General features: G+C 65.1%; 27 protein-coding genes, 1 tRNA gene and 1 other RNA gene. 11 read left to right on the plus strand and 18 right to left on the minus strand.

Annotated elements, in window-relative coordinates:
- Window positions 1-20: 20 nt before the first annotated feature.
- Together gluQRS and ACFYTQ_RS09950 are read right to left on the minus strand one after the other, a co-directional pair.
- On the minus strand, window positions 21-938 hold the full coding sequence (gluQRS, locus tag ACFYTQ_RS09945; RefSeq protein ID WP_387358835.1) for a tRNA glutamyl-Q(34) synthetase GluQRS: 918 nt from the start codon (window positions 936-938) through the stop codon (window positions 21-23).
- Window positions 939-940: 2 nt separating this feature from the next.
- Window positions 941-1411 (minus strand): DUF309 domain-containing protein, encoded by a 471-nt coding sequence (locus ACFYTQ_RS09950; protein ID WP_387359208.1) that lies wholly within the window; start codon window positions 1409-1411, stop codon window positions 941-943.
- 353 nt (window positions 1412-1764) lie between these two features.
- Between ACFYTQ_RS09950 and ACFYTQ_RS09955 the strand changes: the two genes are divergently transcribed.
- Window positions 1765-1974: a DUF397 domain-containing protein gene (locus ACFYTQ_RS09955; RefSeq protein ID WP_387358837.1), complete on the plus strand. Its 210-nt coding sequence runs from the start codon at window positions 1765-1767 to the stop codon at window positions 1972-1974.
- Between the two features lie 73 nt (window positions 1975-2047).
- Here the strand turns inward: ACFYTQ_RS09955 and ACFYTQ_RS09960 are convergent, their stop codons facing one another.
- Window positions 2048-3670, minus strand: coding sequence for a cytochrome bc complex cytochrome b subunit (locus tag ACFYTQ_RS09960; RefSeq protein ID WP_387358839.1), 1623 nt, complete (start codon window positions 3668-3670; stop codon window positions 2048-2050).
- Between the two features lie 120 nt (window positions 3671-3790).
- Between ACFYTQ_RS09960 and ACFYTQ_RS09965 the strand changes: the two genes are divergently transcribed.
- On the plus strand, window positions 3791-5131 hold the full coding sequence (locus tag ACFYTQ_RS09965) for a hypothetical protein (protein WP_387358841.1): 1341 nt from the start codon (window positions 3791-3793) through the stop codon (window positions 5129-5131).
- Between the two features lie 51 nt (window positions 5132-5182).
- Here the strand turns inward: ACFYTQ_RS09965 and ACFYTQ_RS09970 are convergent, their stop codons facing one another.
- From ACFYTQ_RS09970 to ACFYTQ_RS09985, 4 genes are all read right to left on the minus strand, one after another.
- Window positions 5183-5704 carry a hypothetical protein gene (locus ACFYTQ_RS09970; RefSeq protein ID WP_387358843.1) on the minus strand — a complete coding sequence of 174 codons (522 nt, stop codon included), beginning with the start codon at window positions 5702-5704 and terminating at the stop codon, window positions 5183-5185.
- A 101-nt stretch (window positions 5705-5805) separates the two neighbouring features.
- Complete coding sequence (locus ACFYTQ_RS09975; RefSeq protein ID WP_387358845.1) at window positions 5806-6600, minus strand: immunity 49 family protein; 795 nt, start codon at window positions 6598-6600, stop codon at window positions 5806-5808.
- Between the two features lie 70 nt (window positions 6601-6670).
- Window positions 6671-6755 (minus strand) — tRNA-Ser (locus tag ACFYTQ_RS09980).
- Between the two features lie 53 nt (window positions 6756-6808).
- Window positions 6809-7759, minus strand: coding sequence for a hypothetical protein (locus tag ACFYTQ_RS09985; RefSeq protein ID WP_387358847.1), 951 nt, complete (start codon window positions 7757-7759; stop codon window positions 6809-6811).
- A 133-nt stretch (window positions 7760-7892) separates the two neighbouring features.
- On the opposite strand from ACFYTQ_RS09985, the gene ffs reads away from it, so the two are divergent.
- Window positions 7893-7987, plus strand: an RNA gene (ffs, locus tag ACFYTQ_RS09990) — signal recognition particle sRNA small type.
- A 104-nt stretch (window positions 7988-8091) separates the two neighbouring features.
- Window positions 8092-9378, plus strand: coding sequence for an aminotransferase class I/II-fold pyridoxal phosphate-dependent enzyme (locus ACFYTQ_RS09995; protein WP_387358849.1), 1287 nt, complete (start codon window positions 8092-8094; stop codon window positions 9376-9378).
- Window positions 9379-9421: 43 nt separating this feature from the next.
- Here the strand turns inward: ACFYTQ_RS09995 and ACFYTQ_RS10000 are convergent, their stop codons facing one another.
- Window positions 9422-10237 carry a methyltransferase domain-containing protein gene (locus tag ACFYTQ_RS10000; protein WP_387358851.1) on the minus strand — a complete coding sequence of 272 codons (816 nt, stop codon included), beginning with the start codon at window positions 10235-10237 and terminating at the stop codon, window positions 9422-9424.
- A 103-nt stretch (window positions 10238-10340) separates the two neighbouring features.
- On the opposite strand from ACFYTQ_RS10000, the gene ACFYTQ_RS10005 reads away from it, so the two are divergent.
- Window positions 10341-10916 (plus strand): HhH-GPD-type base excision DNA repair protein, encoded by a 576-nt coding sequence (locus ACFYTQ_RS10005; RefSeq protein WP_387358853.1) that lies wholly within the window; start codon window positions 10341-10343, stop codon window positions 10914-10916.
- On the opposite strand, the gene ACFYTQ_RS10010 is transcribed toward ACFYTQ_RS10005, so the two are convergent.
- Window positions 10917-12068, minus strand: coding sequence for an LLM class flavin-dependent oxidoreductase (locus ACFYTQ_RS10010; protein ID WP_387358855.1), 1152 nt, complete (start codon window positions 12066-12068; stop codon window positions 10917-10919). It abuts the gene before it with no gap.
- 163 nt (window positions 12069-12231) lie between these two features.
- On the opposite strand from ACFYTQ_RS10010, the gene ACFYTQ_RS10015 reads away from it, so the two are divergent.
- From ACFYTQ_RS10015 to ACFYTQ_RS10025, 3 genes are all read left to right on the plus strand, one after another.
- Complete coding sequence (locus tag ACFYTQ_RS10015; RefSeq protein WP_387358857.1) at window positions 12232-12939, plus strand: hypothetical protein; 708 nt, start codon at window positions 12232-12234, stop codon at window positions 12937-12939.
- A gap of 258 nt (window positions 12940-13197) precedes the next feature.
- Window positions 13198-13584 carry a HEPN domain-containing protein gene (locus ACFYTQ_RS10020; RefSeq protein ID WP_387358859.1) on the plus strand — a complete coding sequence of 129 codons (387 nt, stop codon included), beginning with the start codon at window positions 13198-13200 and terminating at the stop codon, window positions 13582-13584.
- Window positions 13563-14327, plus strand: coding sequence for a restriction endonuclease (locus ACFYTQ_RS10025; RefSeq protein WP_387358861.1), 765 nt, complete (start codon window positions 13563-13565; stop codon window positions 14325-14327). The genes ACFYTQ_RS10020 and ACFYTQ_RS10025 overlap by 22 nt, the downstream gene beginning before the upstream one ends.
- Window positions 14328-14890: 563 nt before the next feature.
- On the opposite strand, the gene ACFYTQ_RS10030 is transcribed toward ACFYTQ_RS10025, so the two are convergent.
- The 8 genes from ACFYTQ_RS10030 to ACFYTQ_RS10065 form a co-directional block, all read right to left on the minus strand.
- The gene (locus ACFYTQ_RS10030) at window positions 14891-16042 is read right to left on the minus strand and encodes a hypothetical protein (protein WP_387358863.1); all 1152 of its coding nucleotides are present in this window, start codon (window positions 16040-16042) and stop codon (window positions 14891-14893) included.
- Window positions 16043-16076: 34 nt separating this feature from the next.
- Window positions 16077-16613 carry a hypothetical protein gene (locus tag ACFYTQ_RS10035; protein ID WP_387358865.1) on the minus strand — a complete coding sequence of 179 codons (537 nt, stop codon included), beginning with the start codon at window positions 16611-16613 and terminating at the stop codon, window positions 16077-16079.
- 208 nt (window positions 16614-16821) lie between these two features.
- Window positions 16822-17091 (minus strand): WhiB family transcriptional regulator, encoded by a 270-nt coding sequence (locus ACFYTQ_RS10040; protein WP_387358867.1) that lies wholly within the window; start codon window positions 17089-17091, stop codon window positions 16822-16824.
- Complete coding sequence (locus tag ACFYTQ_RS10045) at window positions 17092-17409, minus strand: hypothetical protein (protein WP_387358869.1); 318 nt, start codon at window positions 17407-17409, stop codon at window positions 17092-17094.
- Between the two features lie 170 nt (window positions 17410-17579).
- Window positions 17580-18350: a hypothetical protein gene (locus ACFYTQ_RS10050; RefSeq protein WP_387358871.1), complete on the minus strand. Its 771-nt coding sequence runs from the start codon at window positions 18348-18350 to the stop codon at window positions 17580-17582.
- Between the two features lie 52 nt (window positions 18351-18402).
- Complete coding sequence (locus tag ACFYTQ_RS10055) at window positions 18403-18654, minus strand: hypothetical protein (protein WP_387358873.1); 252 nt, start codon at window positions 18652-18654, stop codon at window positions 18403-18405.
- Window positions 18651-18959 carry a hypothetical protein gene (locus ACFYTQ_RS10060; protein ID WP_387358875.1) on the minus strand — a complete coding sequence of 103 codons (309 nt, stop codon included), beginning with the start codon at window positions 18957-18959 and terminating at the stop codon, window positions 18651-18653. Before ACFYTQ_RS10060 ends, ACFYTQ_RS10055 begins: the two co-directional genes overlap by 4 nt.
- An 81-nt stretch (window positions 18960-19040) precedes the next feature.
- On the minus strand, window positions 19041-19361 hold the full coding sequence (locus tag ACFYTQ_RS10065) for a MarR family transcriptional regulator (RefSeq protein ID WP_387358877.1): 321 nt from the start codon (window positions 19359-19361) through the stop codon (window positions 19041-19043).
- 493 nt (window positions 19362-19854) lie between these two features.
- Between ACFYTQ_RS10065 and ACFYTQ_RS10070 the strand changes: the two genes are divergently transcribed.
- A complete protein-coding gene (locus ACFYTQ_RS10070; RefSeq protein WP_387358879.1) occupies window positions 19855-20700 on the plus strand; it encodes an XRE family transcriptional regulator in 846 nt (281 codons plus the stop codon).
- Here the strand turns inward: ACFYTQ_RS10070 and ACFYTQ_RS10075 are convergent.
- Window positions 20678-21373 carry an HAD family hydrolase gene (locus ACFYTQ_RS10075; RefSeq protein ID WP_387359210.1) on the minus strand — a complete coding sequence of 232 codons (696 nt, stop codon included), beginning with the start codon at window positions 21371-21373 and terminating at the stop codon, window positions 20678-20680. The genes ACFYTQ_RS10070 and ACFYTQ_RS10075 overlap by 23 nt on opposite strands.
- Window positions 21374-22554: 1181 nt before the next feature.
- Here ACFYTQ_RS10075 and ACFYTQ_RS10080 point away from each other — a divergent pair.
- Both ACFYTQ_RS10080 and ACFYTQ_RS10085 read left to right on the plus strand, forming a co-directional pair.
- A complete protein-coding gene (locus tag ACFYTQ_RS10080) occupies window positions 22555-22929 on the plus strand; it encodes a hypothetical protein (protein WP_387358881.1) in 375 nt (124 codons plus the stop codon).
- Between the two features lie 143 nt (window positions 22930-23072).
- Window positions 23073-24632: an FtsK/SpoIIIE domain-containing protein gene (locus tag ACFYTQ_RS10085; protein ID WP_387358883.1), complete on the plus strand. Its 1560-nt coding sequence runs from the start codon at window positions 23073-23075 to the stop codon at window positions 24630-24632.
- The last annotated feature ends 60 nt before the right edge of the window (window positions 24633-24692 follow it).

Below are 24692 nucleotides of genomic sequence, written 5' to 3' on the forward strand. Positions count from 1 at the left end.
TTTCGCGACGTCTGCGTACGTTACGGATTCCCGCCGGAATTCACCACGTCGAGCGGATCGAATGTCCATGGTTGTCCGGGTAACGATTCCGGGCGGAAACTGCCCAACAGCTCGACGGGCGTGTTCGCACGATAGCCGAGCGAGGCGGCCAGCAGTGCGACCACGTCGCCGGGAGTCTCGCCGAGCGCGAGCCGATCCGCGAGGGTGACCGCGCCGTCCCGCTTCGCCAGGCGCTTGCCCTCGCGGTTGAGCACGAGCGGCACGTGCGCGTACCGCGGCACCGAAAACCCCAGCAGGGTGGCCAGATACGCCTGCCGGGGCGTGGACGGCAACAGGTCGTCGCCGCGCACCACCTGATCGATGCCCTGGTCCGCGTCGTCGACCACGACGGCGAGGTTGTACGCGGGGGTGCCGTCGCCCCGGCGCAGCACGAAATCGTCCACCACGCCGCGATATCGACCGTGCAGTTCGTCGACGATCTCGAATTCGGCTGTCCGCGAGCGCAATCGGAGCGCGGCGGGTCGGCCCTCGGCGCGCCGGGCCGCGCGCTCGGTCGCGGTCAGCGCGCGGCAGGTGCCGGGGTAGGCGCCCATCGGGCCGTGCGGCGCGCTCGCGGCCTGCTGGATCTCCCGCCGGGTGCAGAAGCATTCGTAGGTCAGCCCGGCCGCGGACAGTTCGTCGATGACAGCGTGATGCCGGTCGATCCGCCGCGACTGCCACGTCACCGGCCCGTCCCAGTCGAGTCCGATCGCGGCCAGATCGGCCAGTTGCCGCTCGGCCGCGCCGGGCCGCACGCGGTCGAGGTCCTCGACGCGAATCCGGAAGGCGCGCCCGGTGGATCGGGCGAACAGCCAGGCCAGCAGCGCGGTGCGGAGGTTGCCCAGATGCAGATCGCCCGAGGGGCTGGGCGCGAAGCGGCCCGCGGCGTGCTCGGTCATGTTCAGCCCCGTAGACGCGGACGCAAGCGCGCTTCATCGATTTCGCGGCCGGTGTCCAGTTCGTCCAGTAGTCCTTCGGCAAAATCCACCAGACCTGCGACATCGACGCCGTAGGGAGCAGGGCTTGCGGCCCGCAATCGGCCCACGGCGCGGTCGAGGAGGGTGCGCGCGCCCTTCGGATTGCCGCGCTGGATGTGCGTCAGGCCGACGGCGAACTGGGCCAGACCCTGCCACAGCATTCGTTCGGCGAACGGTCCGTTCTTCCACGCCGCCTCGAGGACCTCGTGCGCGTGAAAGGCGTACCCGTCGTCGAGCAGTCGCTGCGCGAAGACCAGCGTCTCCTCGGGCGGCAGGTCCAGATCGTCCGGAATTCGCTCGACCCCGGGACTGCCCGGCGGCAGCGGCCTGCCCAGACGGTCGCGGGGACGGGCATTCCGGGCACGGCCGCCCTCGTCTCGATCGCGTTGCACCACGTAGCCCATGATCCACCCCGGTCGCGCCCGCGTGAAATGCGCTGTCCCCCATACCGAACGACAAAGTGAAATATTTCTAATTCGGAGTTTGCCCACATCGTCCTACCAATTAGTAGCAATAGGCTCGCAAACAATTGTCCGATTCGTTACTTGTGCGAGATCCAAGTTTGTGGAAGAAAACTAATCGATGCCGGATAGGCGAAACCTGCTAGGGTGCATACCGGGGGCAAACCCCATAGGTGCACTAAGTGGACGTGCACAGCGAATGCACAGTGCGCCTGCACCTTAGGCGCGATTCAGTACCAACGATGCCAGGAAATAATCGTTCTCGACGCAGCAAAGGAGTCAGTCCTGTGAAGGTTGATTACGAGGGTGCGCAGTGGCGCAAGAGCAGACATAGCGGGCCGGACGGGAACTGCGTGGAAGTGGCGTTCCTCCGGGACGGCAATGTCGCCGTGCGGGACACCAAGGACCGCGGCGCCGGACCCGTGCTGGCGTTCGCCCCCGGCGAATGGGACGCGTTCATGTCCGGCGTGACCGAGGGGGAATTCCGGCGGGCCTGACCGCTCGACCGTAGTTTCGTCAAACCCGGCCCCGGGTCGCACGACTCGGGGCCTTCGCAGCTCCGCCCGCGGTCTACTCCCCACCCCGCTGCCGACTCCGCAGCGCGACCAACTGCTGATGCTCCTGATCTCGGTCCACCTCGCGCAGCTGCCGGTCCTCCTCGGCCGGGTCGGCGAACAGGAAGCTGCCGTTGCCCGGCTTGCCCGACAGGCCCAGCCGGTTCATCTTCTTCGGCACCGCCGCCCCTTGGTATTCCAGCGGGATCGGATGGCCGTGCTCGTCGACCGGGCCCAGCGGTTGGTGCAGTTCGATGTACTCCCCGTGCGGCAGCCGCCGGATGATGCCGGTCTCGATGCCGTGCTCGAGCACCGCGCGATCGCTGCGCTGCAACGCGATACACAACCGGTAGGCGGCGGTGTAGGCCAGCGGCGGGCCGAACAGCAGCGCGAGGCGGAACGCCCATGTGGTCGCGTTGAGCGAGATGTCGAACCGGTAGGCGATGATGTCGTTGACGCAGGCCAGGGTCAACACCACGTAGAACGTCAAGGCCATGGCGCCCACCGCAGTTCGCACCGGGACGTCGCGCGGACGCTGCAACAGGTTGTGGTGCGCGTCGTCCTTGGTGAGCCGCTTCTCGATCCACGGATAGCCGATCAGCACCCCGAAGATGATCGGCATCATGACGGCCGCCGACACCGCGCCCGGAATGGTGTGCCCGAACAGGTAGCCCTCCCACGCCGGGAACAGGCGCAGCCAGCCGTCGGTCCACATCAGATAGAAGTCGGGCTGGGTGCCCGCCGACACCTGAGACGGGTTGTAGGGCCCCAGATTCCAGATCGGATTGATCTGGAGCACCCCGCCCATGATCGCCAGCACGCCGAGGGTGAACATGAAGAACGCGGTCTGATCGATGGAGAACACCGGCACGATGCGGTCGCCGATGACATTGCGCTCGGTGCGCGCGGGCCCCGGGAACTGGGTGTGCTTCTGATACCAGACCAGCGCGATGTGCGCCCCGATCAACGCCAGCATGATGCCCGGGAACAGCAGCACGTGCGCGATGTAGAGCCGGGGGATGATGATGTCGCCGGGGAAGTCGCCGCCGAACATCAACCAGTGCAACCACGTTCCGATCAGCGGCATCCCGAGCGTGATGCCGGAGAACGCCGCCCGCAGCCCGGTGCCGGAGAGCAGATCGTCGGGCAGCGAGTAGCCGAAGAAGCCCTCGAACATCGCGATGATCAGCAGGATCGCCCCGATCACCCAGTTCGCCTCGCGGGGCCGCCGGAACGCGCCGGTGAAGAAGATCCGGCACAGGTGCACGATCATCGAGGCCGCGAAAAGCAGTGCGGCCCAATGGTGTATCTGCCGCACGAACAGCCCGCCGCGCACGTCGAAGGAGATGCCGAGCGCCGATTCGTAGGCCCGCGACATGCTCACCCCGCGCAGCGGCTGATACGAGCCCTGGTAGACGACCTCGGTCATGGACGGATCGAAGAACAGCGTCAGATACACCCCCGACAGCAGCAGGATGACGAAGCTGAACAGGGCGATCTCTCCGAGCAGGAACGACCAGTGCGTCGGGAACACCTTGTTGATGGATCTCTTGACGAAAGCGGCCGCGGTGTAGCGGCTGTCCATCGAATCGGCCTGCCGCGCAACGGTTCGACCGAGAGCACCGTTAGTAACTGCCATGGCAGTCACCCCCCAAACCGGGATTGGATCGGTATCTGCTACTACACACGGTAGCATTTCGGACATCCCGCCCGTAAGGCTTTGCGCCGGTTCGGGAGGCGGGACCGTTAGGGTCGTCGGATGCACCGGATGTCCGCGCGGGACGCGACCCGATACTGGCTGTCGCGGCGGACGGGCAACGACCTGTTCCTGCTGTACTGCTTCGACGAGACCGGGCTGCCGACGGCGGAGCTGCGGGCGTGGGTGCTCGAGCGCGCGGCGCGGATCCCCGACCTCCGGGTGCGGGTTCGCGAGCGGCGCTTCGCCTTTCCCGAGTGGGCGCCCCGGGCGGTGACGGACGATCAGGTGGTGGAGCACGCCGCGGGCCCCGGGTGGGCGGATCTCGTCGCGGCGCTGGAGAACGTGGTGGGCCAGACGTTGCAGGCCGATGAGCGGGCCTGGCGGTTGCATCTGATGCGCGAGGTGCGGGACGCGCCGCGCGGGTCCCAGCCCGCCACCGTGGCGGTGTTGCAGCTGTCGCACGCGCTCGCCGACGGCCGCCGCGCCGCGGCCATCGCTCGGGAGCTGTTCTCCGCTTCCTCGCCAGCGGGTATCGACCCGGGCTCAGCGAGTGGTCTTCGCCCGTCTCCCCTTAGCTGGCTCAAAGACGCTGCGACGGAATCGATCTCGCTGGCGATACTTCCGATAAACCTCGGCCGCACCATGTTTCGCGGACTCGCCGCCGAACGGACGCGCCGGGAACTGGCCGAGCGAACCGCCCGCGGTACGATTCCGGCGCCCGCCGCGCAGGTACCCCCGACACCGCTGAATCGCGGTCCCGAGCCGCGCGCACACGCCGTGCGCATGCTGGTCCGCGACGATCTGCGGATACCGGGGCACACCGTGACGGTGACCGTCCTGACCGCTGTCGGCCCAGCCCTGGCGCGCTACCTCGGCACAGGCGACGCTCTCGCCGCGCAGGTGCCGATGGCGTCACCCGAACCGGACGGCAAGGCGCGCAACAACTATCGCGATCTCGCCGTGGAACTCGAAGCGGGCGAACCGGATCCGCGACGCCGCGCCGAGCTGATCGCCGCCACCCTCGCCCGGCGGCGCGCCCGCGCGCTGCATCCGCTGCTGACCGCGCCCGATCGCGTCACCGATGTCATCCCCGCCCCGATCCTGCGTCGCGATGTCGCGACCTATCCGCTGGACGCCGTACCCGAGACGCTCGGCGCGCACACGGTCGTCTCGAGTGTGTACCGCGGTCCCGCCGATCTCGCTCTCGCGGGCGGCGCGGTGCGTTTCACGGCGGGTTTCCCGGCGATCGGATCGGTCATGCACCTGACCCACGGGGTGCACGGGCTGGGCGACACCGTCACGGTGTCCGTGCACGCCGATCCCGCCGTGGTCGACGCCGACCGGTACGCCGCGCTGCTCGCCGATTCGCTCACCGAAGTCGTTGCGGCCCTTCGCGACTGACATGCCAGGTGCCCGGCGCCGCGCGCGCCGGGCACCCGAGACCGCCGCACCCTAGTTGAAGTGGACGGTCGAGATCGGAATCTGGCCGTTGGTGGCCGTCCCGTTCATGCACGGCCCGCCGAGCGGATAGGCGTCGACCGGGCCCTGATCGATGTGCACCTCACCGCCCGCTCCCGGTCCGTCCAGGATCTCGAGGGTGTTGGTCACCGGCGGCGGGTTGTTGCCACCGGGCACGTGCCACTGCCCGGCCACCCGGCTGATCTGACCGTTGGCCCACGCCAGCGTGCCCTCCACCTGCCCGATGGCGTCGTTGCAGCTGCCGTTGCCGGCGAAGTTGGCGTGGAACTTGGTGTCGCCCGCGGGCGTACCCGCACAATGCCCGATGTCCGCGTCGAAGTTCGCGTTCACCGGCACGGTCTGCATTCCCAGCGGGTTCGTCTCGAACCGCATCACACTCGCCGGGCACCAACCACCGATTCGTTCGGCGCCCGCCGGTTGTGCGGCCAGCAGCGCCGGCACGCTCACAGCGGCCACCACCGCGGAGACCGCACCGATTTTCTTGGCGATTGCCATATGAATCCTCTCCTTCTGGATCGACGTTGATCTGGTGGAGCGGAAGCCACTCATATCGTGGCGTCTCGTCGGTACCCGGGCATGCGGACGCGAAACACGGTTCAGGTATCGGACTCGTCCACCCAGGTGCCGAGCAACAGGTGTTTCGGGAGATAGTCGGATTCCACCTCGATCGGGAGGTCGGCCTCGCGGGCGAGGCAGGCCAGGCCCAGGACGGGGAGGGAGAGGACGCCGTCGAGGTCGTTGGCCTGGTCCTCGCTGACGGCCCAGTATTCGCGGTGCAGCTGGAGGGCGTCGATCAGGGCCTCGTTGAATTCGGCGGCGTTGCGGCGAGTGAGGGCGTGGAAGAGGGTGATGGGCGGATAGAGCAGGAATTGGAGTAGGTCGCGGGGGGCGAGGGTGGCGATTTCGGGATAGGACAGGGCGATCGCGTTCTCCAATTGGGTGGCCCAGGGCTTTCCGAGCAGGAGGGCTTGCAGGGCCTCGATCCAATGGAAGACGAATTCGTCGGTGTCCGGGGTGGGCGAGCGCAACCAGTCCACCGGAATCTCGCAGAGCCGGATCAGGCGGCGGGCGTCGCGGCAGACGACGGCCAGCCAGAAGGCGGTCAGCCAGTTGTCCGGGGTGGTGTGGGCGCGCGGTCCGGAGACGGCGAACAGGGCGGAGCCGAGCCGCATCGCGCTCAGGATCGACTCCCAGGTCTCGGCCTCGGCGGCCCGCGGATCGATCAGGCAGCGGGCTTGGAGATGCGTCAAGGCGGCGTCGAAGGCCGCCTCGAGCCGGGCGGGGGAGCCTTCGAGCCGGTCGATCTGCTCGAGCAGCTCCGCCGCGAGGTCGTCGGCGACGCGCCGGTCGTCGGGGGCGGCTGCGATGTGCCGCGCAATCGTGAGCGTCATGTGTTCCTGTCGGGACCGAGACGGAAAACGCCTCCGACCGGGCACTACCGGTCGGAGGCGTCCACCTCGGCGGAGGATAGGGGATTTGAACCCCTGAGGGCGTTAACCCAACCCGCGTTCCAGGCGAGCGCCATAGGCCACTAGGCGAATCCTCCGTCGAGCAATATACCCAATGGCGGCGGATGACTCGAAATTGGGCAGGTCAGGGTTACTTGTGCAGGCCCGCGAGCACCTTCTTGAGCTGGTCCTTGCAGGTGGTGGCGAGGTCGTCCTTGTCCGGTGCGGCCGTGGTCTGGATGGAGAACTTCACCTTGGCGGACATGTTGGAATCCAGGACCGCGCAGGTGTAGTCGTAGTCCACGAAGCTGCTGTAGGACTGCTCGTAGGTGGCGTAGTAGGCCTGCTCGCCGAGCCCCGCGATGGCGCCCGAGGCCCGGCCGCTGCCGGTGGTCTTGGTGTCGTAGTCCTTCCAGCTGTTGAATTCCGGTGTGCCGTACTGGGATTGGAAGCTGACGTCGAGGGTCAGATCCGACCCCTGACTGCCGTACTTCCCGGCGCCGTCGTAGCTCGCCCGGCAATTGAGCGAACCACCGCCGAAGTCCTCGTGCGGCGCGCGTTCGGTGTGGGTGGGCTGGCCCTTCTGATTCGGGGCCCACTTGCGCAGCACGGTCGGATCGACCAGCGTGCACGCGTTGGTCACGTTGGTCATCGCGTAGTTGCCGTCGATCTTCTTCTTGTCGGGTCCGACGACGGACTTCCCGCCGCCGTTGCTCGTCAGCGCCACCGCGCCGATCACGACGCCGACGATGACGACCAGACCGACCACGCCCGCGATGATCCAGCCGGTGTTGCCGCCCTTGTTCGGTTGCGGGTACTGCGGATTCGGGTAGGCGGGCGGCGCGCCGTAGGGCGGCTGCGCGTACGGCTGCGGCGGATAGCTCGGCTGCGCGTAGGTCTGCTGCGCGGCCTGGTAGTTGTCGAAGCCCGCCCCCAGTACCGTCGGATCCGCGCCGGTGACCGGGCCCTGGTGGCCGCCCATGACGGTCGGCTCCGCTCCCGTGATCGGCGTGCCCGGGCTGGTGCTGGCCGGCGGCGTCGACCACCATTGGGTTTCGTTGCCGTGCCCGTTCTGCGGGTGGCCCGGGTTGGTTCCTGTCACTTGCTCATCCTCCGGTCGTGGCGCGGAAGCCCCCTCGAAAATGTCCGACCGATCGTAACTACTCCGATCTCCCACGTCGCGGGGCGACCGTGGGGGGTGGCGACGCGCTCTCCCGCGGACCGCTACACTGGCCCACGGATCCCGCGCGGCGCGCATCCTGTGAACCCCCCCAGGGCCGGAAGGCAGCAAGGGTCAACGGGCTCTGCCGGGTGCGCGGGGTCCCCTATTCTCTCGCATCCCCGACTTGCCACCGAGTAACGTGGGCGGCTGGATCGCCGCCAGAAGCCGCGGTCCGCAAACCCTGTACCTCGCTGCTTGAAAGGCTGCTCAGGATGCCCCGGCAAACGCAGATCGGTTTGATGAGCCACGCGGAACTCGTGTCCGAACACGAGACGCAGACCGCGAACTACGAGACTCTGAAGACCGAGAAGCTCACGCTGGATCTCACCCGAGGTAAGCCCTCGCCCGAACAACTCGACCTGTCCCGGGAGTTACTCGACCTGCCCGGGGCCGACGACTTCCGCGACGCCAGCGGCACCGACTGCCGCAATTACGGTGGGCTGCACGGACTTCCGGAGTTGCGCGCGATCTTCGGCGAGCTGCTCGGCATTCCGGTGGACAACCTGCTGGCGGGCAACAACGCCAGCCTCGAGCTCATGCACGACGTCATCGTCTACGCGATGCTGCACGGCACCGCCGACTCCGACCGTCGCTGGGTGGATCAGCCGGTGAAGTTCCTGTGCCCGTGCCCCGGCTACGACCGCCACTTCGCGATCACCGAATCGCTGGGCGTGGAGATGATTCCGATCGCCATGAACCACGACGGTCCCGACGTGGCCCGCATCGCCGAACTGGTCGCCGCCGATCCGGCGATCAAGGGCCTGTGGGCGGTGCCGAACTACTCCAATCCGACCGGCGTCACCTTCTCCGAAGAGGTTGTGCGCGAACTGGTTTCGATGCGGACCGCCGCACCGGACTTCCGCCTGTTCTGGGACAACGCCTACGCCGTGCACCCGCTGACCGATACCGCCGATCCGGTGCTCGACGTGCTGGGCCTGGCCGCCGCGGCCGGAAATCCCAACCGGCCCTTCGTGTTCGCGTCCACCTCGAAGATCACCTTCGCGGGCGGCGGCGTGAGTTTCATCGGCGGTTCCCGGGCCAACCTGGACTGGTACCTGAAGCACGCCGCCAAGAAGAGCATCGGCCCCGACAAGATCAACCAGCTGCGGCACGTGCGCTTCTTCGGTGACGCCGAGGGCGTGCGCGCGCACATGCAGCGGCATCGCGCGGTGCTCGAGCCGAAATTCAAGCTGGTGCTGCGTATTCTGGAGGAGCGCCTCGGCGCCTCCAAGATCGCCTCCTGGACCGAGCCCAAGGGCGGCTACTTCATCAGCCTCGACGTCCTCGAGGGCACGGCCACCCGCGTGGTCGCGCTCGCCAAGGCCGCGGGCATCGCCCTCACTCCCGCCGGTTCCGCCTTCCCGTACGGAAAGGACCCGGAGGACAAGAACATTCGCATCGCGCCGAGCTTCCCCGAGCTCCCCGACCTCGAGGCCGCCATGAACGGCCTGGCCACCTGCGTCCTGCTCGCGGCCACCGAGAAGTATCTGGGCGAGTAGGCGACACCTCGGAGTCCGGGGGTCCGAGGACCCCCGGATCCGTTCAGTTCGGCTTGTGCGCCGACACCGCGAACATCGTCACCGACAGATGGATGTCGCCGCTGCGCGCCCCGGCGTCCAGCTCCGCGAGCAACGTCTCCCGCTGCTCCTCGGTGACGGCCCCGCGCGCGACGGCCATCGCGGAGATTCGGGCGAGCAGCGAACCCGCGCCGACGGCCCGGTCCTGCACCAGCGCGTGCGAGCCCACCTCGTCGATCACCAGCCCCGCCTGCGTGAGCAGACCCGGCAGGCGACGGCCCGAGAACGGATTGGTGGTGTTGCCGATCAGGGTCTCGATGACCTCCCGCACGACGCCCCGGTCCCCGGGATGCACGATCGCGGTGCCCCAATCGCTGTCCATCACCACCACCCGCCCGCCCGGCCGCAGCACCCGGGCGATCTCCGCGGTCGCCCGCGCGGGCGAGGTCAGATGCTGGAACACCCGCTCGCACAACGCCGCGTCGTAGCTGTCGCTGCCGAGCGGCAGGTTGTAGGCGTCACCGGGCACGAAGCGCGCGGCCGATCCGGCCTCGGCGGCCCGCCGCTCGGCCGCGGCGAGCAGATTCGGATCCGGTTCCACCCCGATCGCGGTCCCGGCCGGACCCACCGCCTCGGCGAAGGCGATGACCTCCGACCCCGTGCCGGAGCCGATGTCCACCGCGCTCTCGCCGGGCCGCAGGGCCAGGGCCTCGTGGGCCCAGTGCCGCAACCGCCGGATGCCGGGCAGCGCCGCTTGCAGATCACGAACGTCGATGAGCTGGTCCCGGCCGTCCCGATCGAAACGGTCCGGACGCAGACTCAGAGCCATGGGTTCGGGCATGGCCACACCATAACCGGGCCCGAACCCTACGGGCGCGTAGCACTGTGACATGTGTCACCGCCCGCCCTCGCGGGGGTCGAACCCCCTCTGGGATGATCGGAGCATGGTGAGCCGCAAACTGTGCCTCGCGCAGGAGCCGCAGGCCGACGCCCTGCTGTCGAGCGACGACTTCGCGCTGTTGACGGGGATGCTGCTCGATCAGCAGTATCCGATGGAGCACGCGTTCCGGGGGCCGTGGAAGCTGGCCGAGCGGATGGGCGGATTCGATGTCCGCGCGATCGCGGAGGCCGATCCGGAGCGGTTCGAGGAGTTGGCCGCCACGCCGCCGGCCATCCATCGGTACGGGCGGTCGATGGCGCGGCGGGTGCAGGAGCTGGCCCGGTTCATCGTGGACCGCTACGACGGCAAGGCCGAGAACCTGTGGACCGCGGGCGATCCGGACGGCAAGGAGGTGCTGCGGCGGCTGCGCGAGCTGCCCGGCTTCGGCGACCAGAAGGCTCGCATCTTCCTCGCGCTGCTGGGCAAGCAACTCGGCGTCGACGCGCCGGGTTGGCGCGCGGCCGCGGGCGCCTACGGCGAGGAGGGTTCGCACCGCTCGGTCGCCGACGTCCGCGACGCCGAATCGCTGTCCCAGGTCCGGGAATTCAAGAAGCAGGCCAAGGCCGCCGCGAAGAAGTAGTCAGCTGCTGCTGGCGCTGGCCGTGGCGAAAGGCGTTGCCACGGTACGGTTTTCGCGCTGGTTCGCGGGCTGCCACAGGCCGCGGCGGCGCAGGATCGGCAGGACGCCCTCACCGAACCAGTACGCCTCCTCCACATGGGGATAACCCGAGAGGATGAAGTGCTTGATGCCCAGGCGCGAGTATTCGATCAGCCGTTCGGCGACCTCCTCGTGCGAACCGACCAGCGCGGTCCCCGCCCCGCCGCGGACCAGGCCGACGCCCGCCCACAGATTCGGCGCGATCTCCAGCCGTTCGGTGCTGCCGCCGTGCAGCTCGAGCATCCGGCGCTGCCCCTCGGATTCGCTCTGGGCCAGATTCGCCTGCACCCGAGCGATATCCGCGGGATCGACCGCCTCGAGCAGCCGGTCGGCCTCGGCCCATGCCTGCTCGGAGGTGTCGCGGGAGATGACGTGGATGCGCAGGCCGTAGTCGAGGATGCGGCCGTGGTCGACGGCCAGCTTGCGGATCCACTCCAGTTTGCGGCTCACCGCGAACAGGGGCTCGCCCCAGGTCAGATAGGTGTCGGCGAATCGCGCGGCCACCGGACCCGCCGCCGCTGAGGAGCCGCCGAAGAAGATCGGCGGCAGCGGATCGGGCCGGTTGTTCAGCAGCGCGTCCTGCACGCGAATGTGCTTGCCCTCGAACGAGAACGGTTCATGCGCCCGCCACAGCTCACGAACAACGTGCAGGAATTCGCCGGTCCGTTCGTAGCGGGCGTCCTTGTCGAGGAAGTCGCCGTAGGCGCGCTGTTCGTGCGGCTCCCCGCCGGTCACCACATTGAGCAGCAGCCGCCCGCGCGAATGCCGCTGGAAGGTGCCCGCCATCTGCGCGGCCAGCGTGGGGCTGACCAGTCCGGGCCGGAAGGCCACCAGGAATTTCAGGGTCTCGGTGGTCTCCACCAGCATGGCGGTCGTCAGCCACGCGTCCTCGCACCACGCCCCCGTCGGGGTGAGCACGGCCTCGAAACCGTTCTCCTCGGCGGCCCCGGCGATCTGGTTGAGATAACGCAGCGACGCCGGTCGGTCGCCCGCCATGGACGTGCCGTGGCCTCCCGCGATGAGGTTGCGGGAGTCGCCGTAGGTGGGCAGGAACCAGTGGAACGACAGACTCATAGCCTGATGGTGGCCGCCGCGGATCGCCGAGTCACTGGTTCGAATCTGCCTGCATGGAACCCTCGTCGCCGTCCACCGCTTGCCCGACGCTTGCCGAACCGTCCGAAATGTCGTGTCCGGATGGAGGTTCGGAGCGCTCGCTCCCGATGATGAGGAAAAGCCTGTGAAGATGAGCAAATTCGGCGTGATCGCGGCCCTGGCGATCACGACGATCACGATCGGCGCGGGGACCGTGACCGCCGCGCCCGACGCGCCCGCCGCGGACGGCGTGGTGAACTACCGGTCGACCGCGACCGAGAAGGACGTCACGATCACCACCGACTCCGGCTCGCTGAATGTCGAGGACGGCGTCTTCAAGATCAAGGCGGCCGACGGCACCACGGTCGCCGGGGCCGAATTGGGTTTCCGGGTGGACGATTTCGTGTTCCCGATCGCCGCGGAGATCCACGACCACACGGCCGTGCTGACCCCGCGGTTCGACACCGAGCACGCGGCCTACAAGCCGGTCGCCCTGCCCTACGAGGACGTCGCCCCCTGGAAGACCCCCTACGACCGTGAGCTGGCCGCCTGGAACCGCCTGACCAGCACCATCAGCGCGGGCGCCACGATCGGCACCCTGGTCGGCGGCATCGCGGGCGGCGCGGTGGGCTGCGTGCTCGGCGGCATCGCGGGCGCCACGGTCGCCTCGGCCGCCATCGTCGGCCTGTTCGGCGCCTTCATCCCGGCCGCCGCCATCGGCTGCCTCGGCGGCATCATCGCCGTCGGCGCGCTGGGCACCCTCGCGGGCCAGCTGCTGGTGACCGCCCCGGTCGCGATCCTCGCGGCCGTCCAGTACTTCACCACGGTGAATTCCCCTTTTCAGGGGAAGTGAGTTGACCTGCGGAAACGGGACTACATAGGGAGGCTACCAGGGGTTTTGGGAGACAGTGACGTCAGTCACAGGATGCCCTCGGTGTTAGAGGTTACCGCTCGAACGCCGAGGGCTTTATCTATCCGGGTCGCAGAGTGGCGGCAACTGGCAGGGACGACATCCAGGCAGGATAGGATAGTTCGGCTGTCTCCGGCCTGGCCCCGGAGGATTGTTGTGTCCTGACCGAGGGGTGAAGCGATCAGCGAGGATATGCGCGTCTTGGCCAAGCGGCGTCTGCGAGAGGCGGAGGCTCTGATAGCCGCTGGCGAGTGGTCCGGTGCGTATTACCTTGCTGGATATGCTGTTGAATGCGCGTTAAAGGCGTGCATACTTAAGTCCATCAAGAAGTTTCATATGCCGAACAAAGAATTATCAAAATCGTGGACTCATGATCTTACCACTCTTCTCAAAGAAGCCAACTTAGTTACGGCCCAACAAATTAAAGCAGGAAAAGATTCTCGGTTCGGAAGAAATTGGGCCGTTGTGAAAGACTGGACTGAAGCAAGCCGCTATGAGACGAAGACAGAGCAGGATGCAAGGGAGCTTGTCGAAGCAATAAGCGCACGCAGAAGCGGGGTGATGGCATGGGTGAAGAGTCATTGGTAGGCGATCTGATGACCAAGGCGGAACGGATCGCACCGCGCTTGTGGAAGCATGGAATTACAGTTCTCGCGGCGTTCCTTGCATTCGAAATCGAAGCAAGCCAATGGATGTTTTTGGTAGTAACGGCCAAAGAGGATTCCAAGCTTGCGGTATACGATGCGGTACAGTCGACAGCTCATGAGGTAGGAGACTACATAAACTTAGGCCAGGTAGTCCATGTGCGAGACGGCGACCCGGCAATTGAGCTGTTCCAAGCTGCGGCAATTTCACAGCGGTATGCCAAGTCCTATCCTCCTGTCGAATTCGGCTCCTGGTCTTTCACGGAGATACGAGCGGTAAACTTAGAATCCTGGCGGGTTTTCGAGATCGAAGTATTCGATGCTATTAAAGAGGTTGCGCCCAGCGCGTGGAGTATGGAATTTTCAAGCAGGCCTGATGATTTCCCGCCTCTCCAACTGGATATCTTGATCCGAGCTGAACATGCAGCAATTGCTGTCGAAGTCAAGAGTTATAAAAGGCCGGTAGATACAGAAGTAATCTTTGCGGTACTCGGAAAACTTCAGGTCTTAAAAACGCTGTACCGAGGGGCGAAGATGTTGCTAGTGTCCAGAAGTGGATTTTCGAATTCTGCGCTGGCGGCGGCTGAGCCATTTGAAGACCTGCGACTTCTGTCCTGGGAATCCGTGAAAGTGAATGGGTTGAAGGCGCTTAGGAAGGCGATCTACGGCCTCATCACCGCTAAATGACTCTAGGGCCGGTCTTTGCCCATATCGGGTAGCGTTTCTCGTTTGTCGAATTTTCGCAATCTGTACAGGACATCCTGACTATTTTCTACTTTCCGAGATAGTGGATTAGTCGAGTGATCGCAAATGTGATGGGCGTGTTGGATGGCAAGCCCCGCAGGGGCGCGGCAGCATCTCGCAAATACTCTGGTGATGCGAGCGATGGTGGTTCGGGTTCTCCATTTTGGATCTGCGCCGGGTGCCGCCCGGGAGCGGAGCGGTAGGGCGGCGCACCGGGCGGCGCGCTTGCGCGCCGCTCTTGATTCTGTAGAGGGAAATTCGGCAAATTCTCTTGTTTGGCTTTTCCGGCTTCTTTTCTCCTTTTTCTTTCTTCTGCCGGGGGTCTCCCACTTCTTCCCATCTCTACACAGGAACCAACAAGACTGCGGCACAACAGGTTTCGCGCGATGGATCGGTTCTCCCGCCTGATCAGCGACGCGACCGGGCGGGCATCCCCGGGCGCAGGGACCCGGGCATGGAGGCCACCGAATCCGGCACATGCGGTCGCGGGGCGTCACTCCGACCTGTCATCCGAGGCCGCGTTCGAGGCCGCGGTTGCGCTCGAGTTCGAGGGCGTGTTGTTTGGCTCGCCCGTCGCGGACGACCTCCGGGGCCTGGACGGGGGCACCGGGTAACGCTACGCCGGGGGCGGGTCTGCCCTTGTTCATCAACTCCATGATCGCTTGCAGCTCGGGCGCGTAGCCGCGCTGTTTCGCGAGTTCCAGCTGTTGCCGCTGCCACGCGAGGGCGGCTTCCCGGGCGGCCTGGGCCTGCGCCTCGTGGTCGGCGGCCCGGCCGATCGCCTCGATGCCCTGGACAAGCTCTTGGCGCTGATTCTCCCGGCCCTGGGCAAGGATTTCCTCCATGATGCGGGCGTGTTCGCCCTGGATGCCGATTCCTCGCAGCATGTCTTTGGTTTGGGCGCGTTCGGCTTTGCGAACCGATTGGAGTTGGTTCTTGGCCGATTGGTGCGCTTCGGTGACGGTGGTGGCGTCGACGGCTAGGTTTTGTTCGCGCCCGAGGTCGATTTGCTGGGTGGTCTGCTGCACGGTGCGGGCGAGAGCTTCTTTCCGCTTGGCAAGCTCTTTCGCCTTTTCTGCCTGCTTGCGGCGGTTCTCCTGCGCCTTTTCGAGTTTCCGAGCTTCCTTCTCTTTGGCAACGCGCTTCTTCTCGAGCTGCTTGGATATCGTCAGCGCTAAACGGAGCTTTTCGCGTGACACTTGGTGAACTTGGAACAGGCCCGGGTACCGGGCTTGTAGCTGTTCGAGTTTCTGCCGGACTTCTTTATCTATCCGAGCGCCTTCGACAATTGTCCAGTCGACTGCCCATCCGCGGGCGAGAAAGTGTTCATCCTTCTCGAGCTGGGGGAGGGTTTTTTCCTTGTCGAGTCGGCCGGATTTGTATTCGGATGCTTGGCCGAGATCCCGATTCGCGAGATCATGTACACGGACGCCGTTCGGCGTGGGTAGCCGGACTTCCTTGGCGTAGCCCAGATCGGGAGTTTGTCCGCGTAGCGCCGCCATTCCGTCCCGGAAACGATCGCCAATTTGCCTGGCTCGTAACCAGGCATTTCGCGCGGCGAGATAGTCCGCGCGACTGCGGGCAGGAAGTCCTTTCATCCATTTCTGACCGCCGTACCTGCGATAGTCCTGCTCTAGCCGATCGTTCCACTCATGCACGGGTCCCCCCGGTGAAATTATGAAGAAATTCTATTTACTGCGAGTTGGTCGAGGTGTCGCGGAGCGGTCGGCCGTTCTGTTTCCATTCGTGGTAACTATGTTCTACGCGATGGAATATTCGTGACCATTCCTGACCTGTTGCGCGGTGAATCGCCATGGTCAACATGGGAACAGGGGTGACGAACATGTCGGAAAACTGATCCTCGATGACTGGACCGAAACCATGACTGTTTGCAGAGTCGTCCCACTCGGGAGAGTTGTACCATTTGCCCTCGAAGCGTCGGCGGAACACTTCTCCGATGAACCGGTGAAATTGATCCGCCGCGTCCTTATGGGCCGTCAGCCTCGTGGACTGGACGGTGGGAAACAAGACGAGGGCAGCACGTTCGGCGTGGTCGAGTCCCTCGGCGGTCCAAGGATCGTCGGGCATGTCGGGCACGGTGTCGGTGAAGAACTTACGGAGCTTGGTTTCCATCAATTCTGGTGCGACCCATGCGAGCCATTTCGGGTCGTGTTGGTCCTGCTCCATGCGCGCAATTTCAGCTGCGGTGTGGGGCCGGTATTCGCCCATAGTCCTGCCTCTCGTGCGATGCGGTCGATCTCTTCCGGGGTCCATTCTCGGGTACCGGGGCCGTCACGGTCGGTCGGGGACGGGGGCCGTGGTTCGGGCGTCCAGTTGCGCAGGGCTGCGGCGAGACGGCGGTAGAGGTCCTGCGGTGGTCGCGGTAGCGGCGCGGTGGGATCGGGAAAGTCCCTGCGGGGCTGGCGTTGTGGGAGGTTCATGGTTCACGTCCAGCGGTCTCGGCGAGTGCTTTGCGTTTCCTCTGGCTGAGGGGTTGGCCGGGGTTGCCGAGGTCGTGTCCGCCCCAGATTCCGGCTCGCATTTCGTGGACCAAGGCGAAGTCGGCGCAAGGGGATTGCACGGGGCAGGTCCGGCAGATGGTGATGGCGCGGGCGGCGTCGGCTTTGCGCTGGGCTCCGGTCGAGTTGGGAAACCACAGGTCCGGCGGGTGGGTGTGACAGATGGCGTCGGACTCCCAGGCTTGCATTCAGCTCGTCCGTTCGTCGCGGCTGGTGTCGGTGGCGCGGTGTTCGGCCCGGACGGCTTCCCACAACGTGGTCTCGTACTGCGGGAGAAGCGTGATCGCGGTCGCGAGGGTGGGGTAGGTGTCGGGGCCGAAGGAGATGTGCCCGCTGGGGAATCCGCGCAAGGGGGTGTGGGGCCAGCGGTAGGCGGGGCGGCCGGTGGTGTGGTCGTGGACGAACAGAATCCGCGGTACGCCGCTGGCATCGACCTCCCACACGGCGATCTTGTCTCCGAGGTCGGTTCGGTGGGTGGCGTGGCCCATGGTTTCGTACAAGAGCATCGGAGGTTCTCCGCTCGCTCGAATAAGGGTGGTGTCGTCGGGGTCGGGTGAAATCTGTTGCGAGACAGTGGCGTTCGTGCCGGGTTGTGTGAAGGGCTGCACAAAGAATGTGGTGGCCCGGCACGAACACCGCTGGAATGTGCCTGTCCCGTAGTACAGGTCTGCGGCGGTTACTGGCCGCTGGTCGGTTCGCCTATACCGTCACCTCCTTTCGGTCGGGTCGGGTAGGCCCCGGTGCCGGTCAGGCGTGTCTCTCCGGCGTTGGCGTTGGTCACGAGCCGATCGAGGAGTCGGGTTTGGTCGGTGATCATTTTTTGGATCGGTTCGAGGGGTTCGCCGCGTTTTTCGGAGACGGCGAGTAGCACGACGAACCGCGCGAGGTCGGATACTTCGTCGCCGTAGCGCAGGCCGGACATGGGTGCGTCGGGTTTGGGTGCGGGGCCGTCAGCGAGGACGGCGGCGACTTCGTCGGTGAGGGAATCGCTCAGCAACCGGGCGCGGCGCAGGTGCGCGGGGTTCCATTGCCGGGTGCGGGTGACGTCTTCGACCGCGCGTGCCCAGTGTTCGCGCATCGCGACGGCGAGGCGGAACATCGGTGTGTCGGGTTCGCGCTTGCCGGTCAGGACCGCGAGGTAGGCGGTGCCGTCGGGCAGCGGTCCGGGTTCGGACTCGAGGACCGGGACGATATGAACGATCTGGGTTCCGACCCATTGGCACGGGCCGAACATGATCCGGAACTCTTCCTTGGCGCGCTGGTGGTTGCCGATCCGGTTCCCGACGATCGGGGCGTTGGCCTGGCAGTTCCACGCCGGGCATTGGACCTCCAACAACTCACCGGTCTTTTCGTCGGCCATGACGAACGAGCACATGTCGGCGGTGATCCACGGTTCATCGACGGCGACGATCTTCAACAGATCCGAACTCAGTGCGGCAGTGGGCAAAACAGCGTCCTTCTCGTGAGGTACGGGTTTCTACGGGGGGTGGTGGTTGGTGTCAGGTGTCGAGCCATGCCTCGATGTGGGCGAGCACGCAGGCCGAAAGCACCTGTGCCCCGGTGGATTTCGTGCGCAACAGCCACCAATGCGGGGCGCGACGGTCGCGGGTGAGGCGATATCCGGCGGCGCGGGCGCGGGCGGCGAGTGCTGTCACCTCGCGGCCGGTCGGGTCGCTGGCAACAACCGCCAGGGTCTCGGCGTCGACGAGGGCGGGACCGGTATCGGGTGCGGGGTCGCGAGGCAGGCTCACGTGCGTGTCCTGCTGTTTCCGTGTTGCCGCCGCTCGACGATGCGGCGGAACAACGCGCGCCCGTCGTCGGTCAGTACCCATTCGGTGACGGGTGTGGTGTTGTCGGGATGCGGTTGGACAAAGCCGTGGGCGACCAGCCAATTCACCGTCTTGCGGACTCCGCGCGGCTGCCGGTTCCCGGCCAGCTGCTTCAGCGTGAGCGGACCCCCGGCGTCCCCCAGCGCCGCGACCACGGTCATCTGCGGTCGGGAATAGTCCCCCATCCTCGCCTCACCGGCGACGACGCCCGGATACGAAACATTCACTGTCACAGGTCCTTTCGATCGTTTGTGGTTACCGGCACCGATCGAATCCGAAGCAAGGGCAACGAACCCTGATGCCGGGTTTCATAGCTGATGCCCTCGCCTGCGGGCGGCCTGAGCGGGGAGATACGCGCGGAGGGTGCGGAACAGGCTGTGTCCGGAGGCGGTGAGCATCCATCGTTCGGGGTCGGTCCCCACCCCCGGCCCCGAACGAAACCACCGCTCCACCAATCCGCGCGCCACCAACCAATCGACGGTCCGCCGTACCGCGTGCGTGCGCTGGTTTCCCACCTCGGCCAACTCACTGAGCGTCTGAGGCTTGCCCGCGCGACCCAACGCGACCACCGCGTTCACCTGCGACGGCGTGAAATCGCGCGGGTCGTATTCACGAAGTGAATTACCCACTGCTACAACATCTTTCGCATTGACAGGGCCATAGGTTCGGCGGCTATCCCCGTAGCGGAGGAACGGCCGAGAACGTATGCCGGTGGACGAAATCCGCGGCGTCGCGATCGCCTTGGGCGGCGCGGTGGCGGTAGTAGGCCAGTTCGCCGGAAAGCCCATCGGCGGACTGCGGCGCGGGCGGACCCGCTGAACGGAGCTCGGCGGCGCGGCGATGATTCCCCTGGCGCTCGCAGCGATTCAAGGCCGCGTAATAGCGCTCCTGCGGTGTCAGGCTCTGCGCAGGTTGCTTCGATGTGCGGAGTTGGCCTGGGACGAAACTACTGCTGTTGCTGTTCGTTGTGGTCTCCATTGCTGCGAATCGTCGGTTGGCACTTGCGCACCGGCCCAAGATCGTGACGTTCAGGACGAACCCGAGCGAGTGCGTTGATCTCCGATAGTTCGCCTGCCGGAACATCGTCGGTACCGCATACGCGGGACGTTGGAGGACGTTAAGGTGTTGACCAAACGTCCCAAACATCCCAGGGGGTCCGCAATGCCATTGAAATCTGTTCCCAATGAACGTCTTCGTGGCGCAATCGCAGACGCTGGCCTTACGATTGAAGGTTTGGCCGAACAAGTTGGCCTTGATCCAAAAAGTGTCTACCGCTGGGTGGCGAAAGGAGTTGTTCCGCGACGAGGGGCAGCGCACAAGACTGCGGATCTTCTTGGGTTGGCTGTGGGCTTCCTTTGGCCGGAGCTTGATATGCCGACCAAACAAGCGACAAAGCTAGAAGTGGTGGACATCTACCCGCACCGCGCGGAGACACCGCGTCGATTGTGGCTAGACCTTCTGACGAGTACGGAGTCAGAGCTATGGCTTTTCGCGAACGCGAGCCTCTTTCTGCCCGAGCAGAATCCTGAGTCAATCGAACTCATTCGCCAGAAGGCAGAAAATGGCGTTAATGTTCGAATACTTCTGGGCGATCCGGACTCGCCCGAGATGGCCCTACGGGGAAGGGAGGAGAGACTATACGAGGCAATACCTGCGCGTATTCGGATGGCACTCACATACTACAGTCCTCTGGTCGGCGCACCCGGTGTGGAATTCTCACTCCATCGAACGTGCCTTTATAATTCGATATTCCGATACGACGATCAGATGTTGGTAAATCAGCATGTGTACGGAACTTACGGCTACATGGCTCCGATTCTTCATCTTCGGCATATCCGCGGCGGGGACTTCTTTGATATGTATGTCAACTCGTTCGAAAGGGTTTGGGAGACGGCGTTGCCGATTACGGAATCCCAGTTTTGGAGCACCTTTTCGGCCGCCAACCTCAAAGCTCAAGTATCTGTTTGATTGCCGCCAGAAATGCCGGGGTATCTGTTAGATCCGGAAGGGTGATGTTTGCCCCGGCGCGATCGAGAACCTCTGCGGTATCGCTGCCGGTTGCCACAGCCAAAACCTTTGCTCCTCCGTCAATTCCTGCCTGTACATCGTTCGGTGTATCACCGATGAGCACAGTGTTGTCGCGGCTGAACGGCGTGGCGTATTTTGCTGTAGCCCGCCGCTGCGCGATACCAACGAGGTTGGCGCGGAGGAGATCGTCCGAACCGAATGATCCGATGTCCCAATCCAGTGGCGGGCCTGCCAAGCCGAAGGTGTCCAACTTGATGAAGGCGTTCGATCGTATGTTGCCGGTTAGAACTGATTGCACTGTACCGGTCAACTGAGCAAGGGCATCCAGAGCCGTTCGGACTCCGGACAGTGGCCGTCCTCGTACGGCAAGGTCGGCTGTGCGGGCCAGCAATGACTCCTCAAGCGCGCGAAAGATCCGGCGGTTATCGTCAGGGAGTGTTACCTCATGGCGATCGGCCAAGTCCCGCATGATCAGTCCGTCTGTGCTTCCACCGGTGCGTGGTCGGTATTTGGCTGGCATCCCTGTCAGGGATTCGAAAGCGCCAGCGTATGCATCCTTCGACACACCGCCATTTGCGATCATCGTGTTGTCAACGTCCCATAGGACGAGCATCGCTCCCACGGTGGGAAGCCTACGGGCTTGAGGGAAGACTTGGGACACAGGCAAGGGAGCTGCGGGGACCGGTTGAACGTCGATCGTGCGACGGGGCACCCCACGGAGGTGCGGGGCTCGTTTGGCGGTGGCGGTGATGTCGAAGGCGCAACGGCTGATCCGATAACGGGGATGTAACGAATCGTCGCGAGCGAGGGCGCGTCTGCTAGGTGCGGATTGTGTAGAGCTGCACGAAGAGCTGGGAAAGATGCGACAGGTGGTGCAGGAGTTACGGTTCCGGGGATTGCTGGAGAAATCCTGAGAGGCAAGAGATCGGTCTGGGCCGTCTGTCAAGCCGACACACCGGTTGCCAACGGGTAATAATTGTGGCAAATCCGGGCAGGGACAAAAATTTTGTACCCACCGCCTGTGGGGAATCGCTTGAACTTTTCCGTCAAGGCAGGATGATTGAAGGTGCGACCTTGCTTTTGGGTGGCGCTGGATGCGGTTTCGGCCTTCTGACGGTCCGCGAGTCCGGTGGTGTGTTGGTAGAGGGTGGGGATCTCCAAGACAACCCCGCGTGCTCGAGGGCACGTGAGTGGCGCGGCGTCGCGTTCATCGGCTCCCGTAGCAGGTCACAGACGTAGACCGCACGATGTGAGAGCGAGGTGTTGCCAGACGAGAACCCCTTCGATGTCGCTGTAACAGTTGGGTGACTGCCCTCCCGGACGCGAATCCGGGAGGACAGCGTGAATGAAACTCCGCAGGATTATCGGGTTGCAGCCCTACCCGTGGAGTCGCCAGTCATTCACCTCGCAGAAACAGGGTTCTGCTGTGTCCAGAGTAGTGCATAAGGGCGCACTGCGTCACCTCGGTGTGGATATTCGGGGGTCGCGTCCGGGTGTTCCGGGTGTGGTCTCGGGGTGTTCCGGCTGTGGCTGCGTCCGGGAACGGGGACCTCCCGTTTGTACTGATCAACAAGGGTCCGCCCGGGTCGTGGATCAAACGGTGACACGACCGCTGACCGGGTGCGGTTAGCAGCTGTCATCCGGAGAGTCAATCACGATCAGAAGTCAACCAGAACTCACACGAAAGTGTCTGTCATGCCTGAAATGAATGAGAACCAGAATCCGCGGAGGAATGTCCGCTTTCCCGCTCCCGATGACTTTTTCGCGGGGGGTTTGTACCAGATCCGGCCTGTGGTGGCGGATCTGGAGTATTCGGAGGACCCGCGCCGTTCGAAGCAGCAGCGTCGCGACGAGGTGACGGGGCTGAAGATGTGGAAGCTGCCGGTCACCGATCCGGCCGAGCAGAACAGCACGAAGGCGTCCTACGACGTGATCCTGTTGTCGGACGAGCCTCCCACCGATCCGCCGTTCGAGTCGGGCGGCGGGTTGCGTCCGATCGTGCTCGAGGGCGCCACGGTGCAACCCCGGCTCGGCGGGACGGGCCAGTACAAGAGCCTCAAGTATCTGGTCCGGGCGACCGGGTTCCGGCTGGTGACCGGCCAGGCGGGTACGAGTTCGGGGGGTTCGCGCTCGGCGGGCGGTACCGGCTCGGGGAAGACCGCGAGCTGATCCGGTCACCACGGTAGGACTTCGGGCGGGTCCGAACAGGGCCGATGCCTGCCCGGACCCGCCCGAGTCTGCCCTCTCTTCCATGCCGCACAGAATATATTGCGGCGCAACGGATTTCATTTCTACCCGAGAAAGTGATGGTCATGGTTCGGACAACGAACTATCGAAGACAAGAACAACAACAACCCCGATCCAGTGACACGCTGGATCAGCTCGCGATTCTGCTGTTCGAGTTGGTGGGCAAGCTCGCCTACCTCGCGGCGATCCTGGCGTGGTGGTGCGCGTTGTTTCCGATGCTGTCGCTGCCGGTGGCGGGCGCGGTCGCGCTGGGCGTGCTGGTGGACTGGCGGGCAGGCGTGGCGGCTGGACTGGGCGCGGTGGCGCTGTGGGTGGCGTGGCGGTTGTGGTGGCCTTCCTCGTTCGAACGGTGGGTGACCGGGCGTGCCCGGACCCGCTGGTTCCGGTGGTGGCGCTACCGGCGGCGCTGGCAAACGGTGATGGCGTTGGAGGGACTCACCGCGGATTTGAACGACCAGGTGCTGACCCCCGGACTGCTGCGGATTCAGATCGGGCGCGTGGCCGATCTGGTGGACGTGCGGTTACTGAACGGGCAAGACGTGCAGACGTGGCAAACGCGGACGTCCACGCTGCGGCACTCGTTCCGCGCGATCGGGTTTCGAGTACGGCCCGTTCAAGCCGGTCGCGTGCGCCTGGAGGTGATCCACCGAGACATCCTCCGCAAACCGATCCCGCTGCCTCGGGTCGTGCGGGACGCGAAAACCGTTGACCTGGAAGCACTTCCGGTCGGCATGACGCAACTCGGGGCAGCGTGGGAATTGGGGTTGGCGGCCACTCATGTCCTCGTCGCGGGCACGACGGGTGCCGGTAAGGGGTCGGTGGCGTGGTCGCTGATCGCCGCATTGGGACCGAGGATCGCTGAGGGCTCGGTGGTGCTGTGGGTGCTCGACCCGAAAGGGGGCGCGGAGTTCGGATTCGGGGAAAGCTGGTTCGACCGGTTCGCCTACGACAACACCCGAGGCGCACTCGAACTGCTCCGGGAAGCCGCGCGGGTACTGCTGGCGCGCTCGAACCGTATCCGCCCCCGGATAGCGCGGAAGCTGTCGGCGTCGACCGATGAACCGTTCATCGTGTTGATCATCGATGAGGCGGCGTCGCTGACCGAGTACTACGCCGACAAGAAGGTCAAAGAGGAAATCGAACGGCTGCTCGGGCTGATCCTCACCATGGGCCGGGCGGCGGGAATCGTGGTCGTCGGGTTCGTACAGGACCCGTCCAAGGAAGTGATGCGGCTGCGGCAGTTGTATCCGACACGGATCGCGATGCGGCTGGTGGAACCCACCCAAACCACGATGGTGCTCGGACCCACGGCCAGCGACCGAGGCGCGGCCCCGGAACTGATCTCCCCGAAGACTCCCGGTGTGGGGTTCGTGCAGATCACTCCTGGTGCGGACCTGACCGATTCGGAGCGTAACGAGGAAGAAGAACTCGGAGCCGAGATCGAACGGGTCCGCGCCTACAACGTGACCGACGACGATATCGGATGGATCATCGCCACCTATCGGCCACCACGCCGCTACAGCGGGGACCGCAACGTCGGCCCGGGGGCGGCGATCGACCTGGACGAATACCTGTGGGCCGACCGCCGAAACGACGGCGACAACGGCACACGCCGCACCCGCTAACCTGCTATGACACTACCTGCCCGAACAGCGGGCGTAATCTCGACCATGCCGCGTCGAGAG

Origin of the sequence: Nocardia sp. NPDC004068 (genome assembly GCF_042874315.1) — a bacterium.
Lineage (GTDB): Bacteria > Actinomycetota > Actinomycetes > Mycobacteriales > Mycobacteriaceae > Nocardia.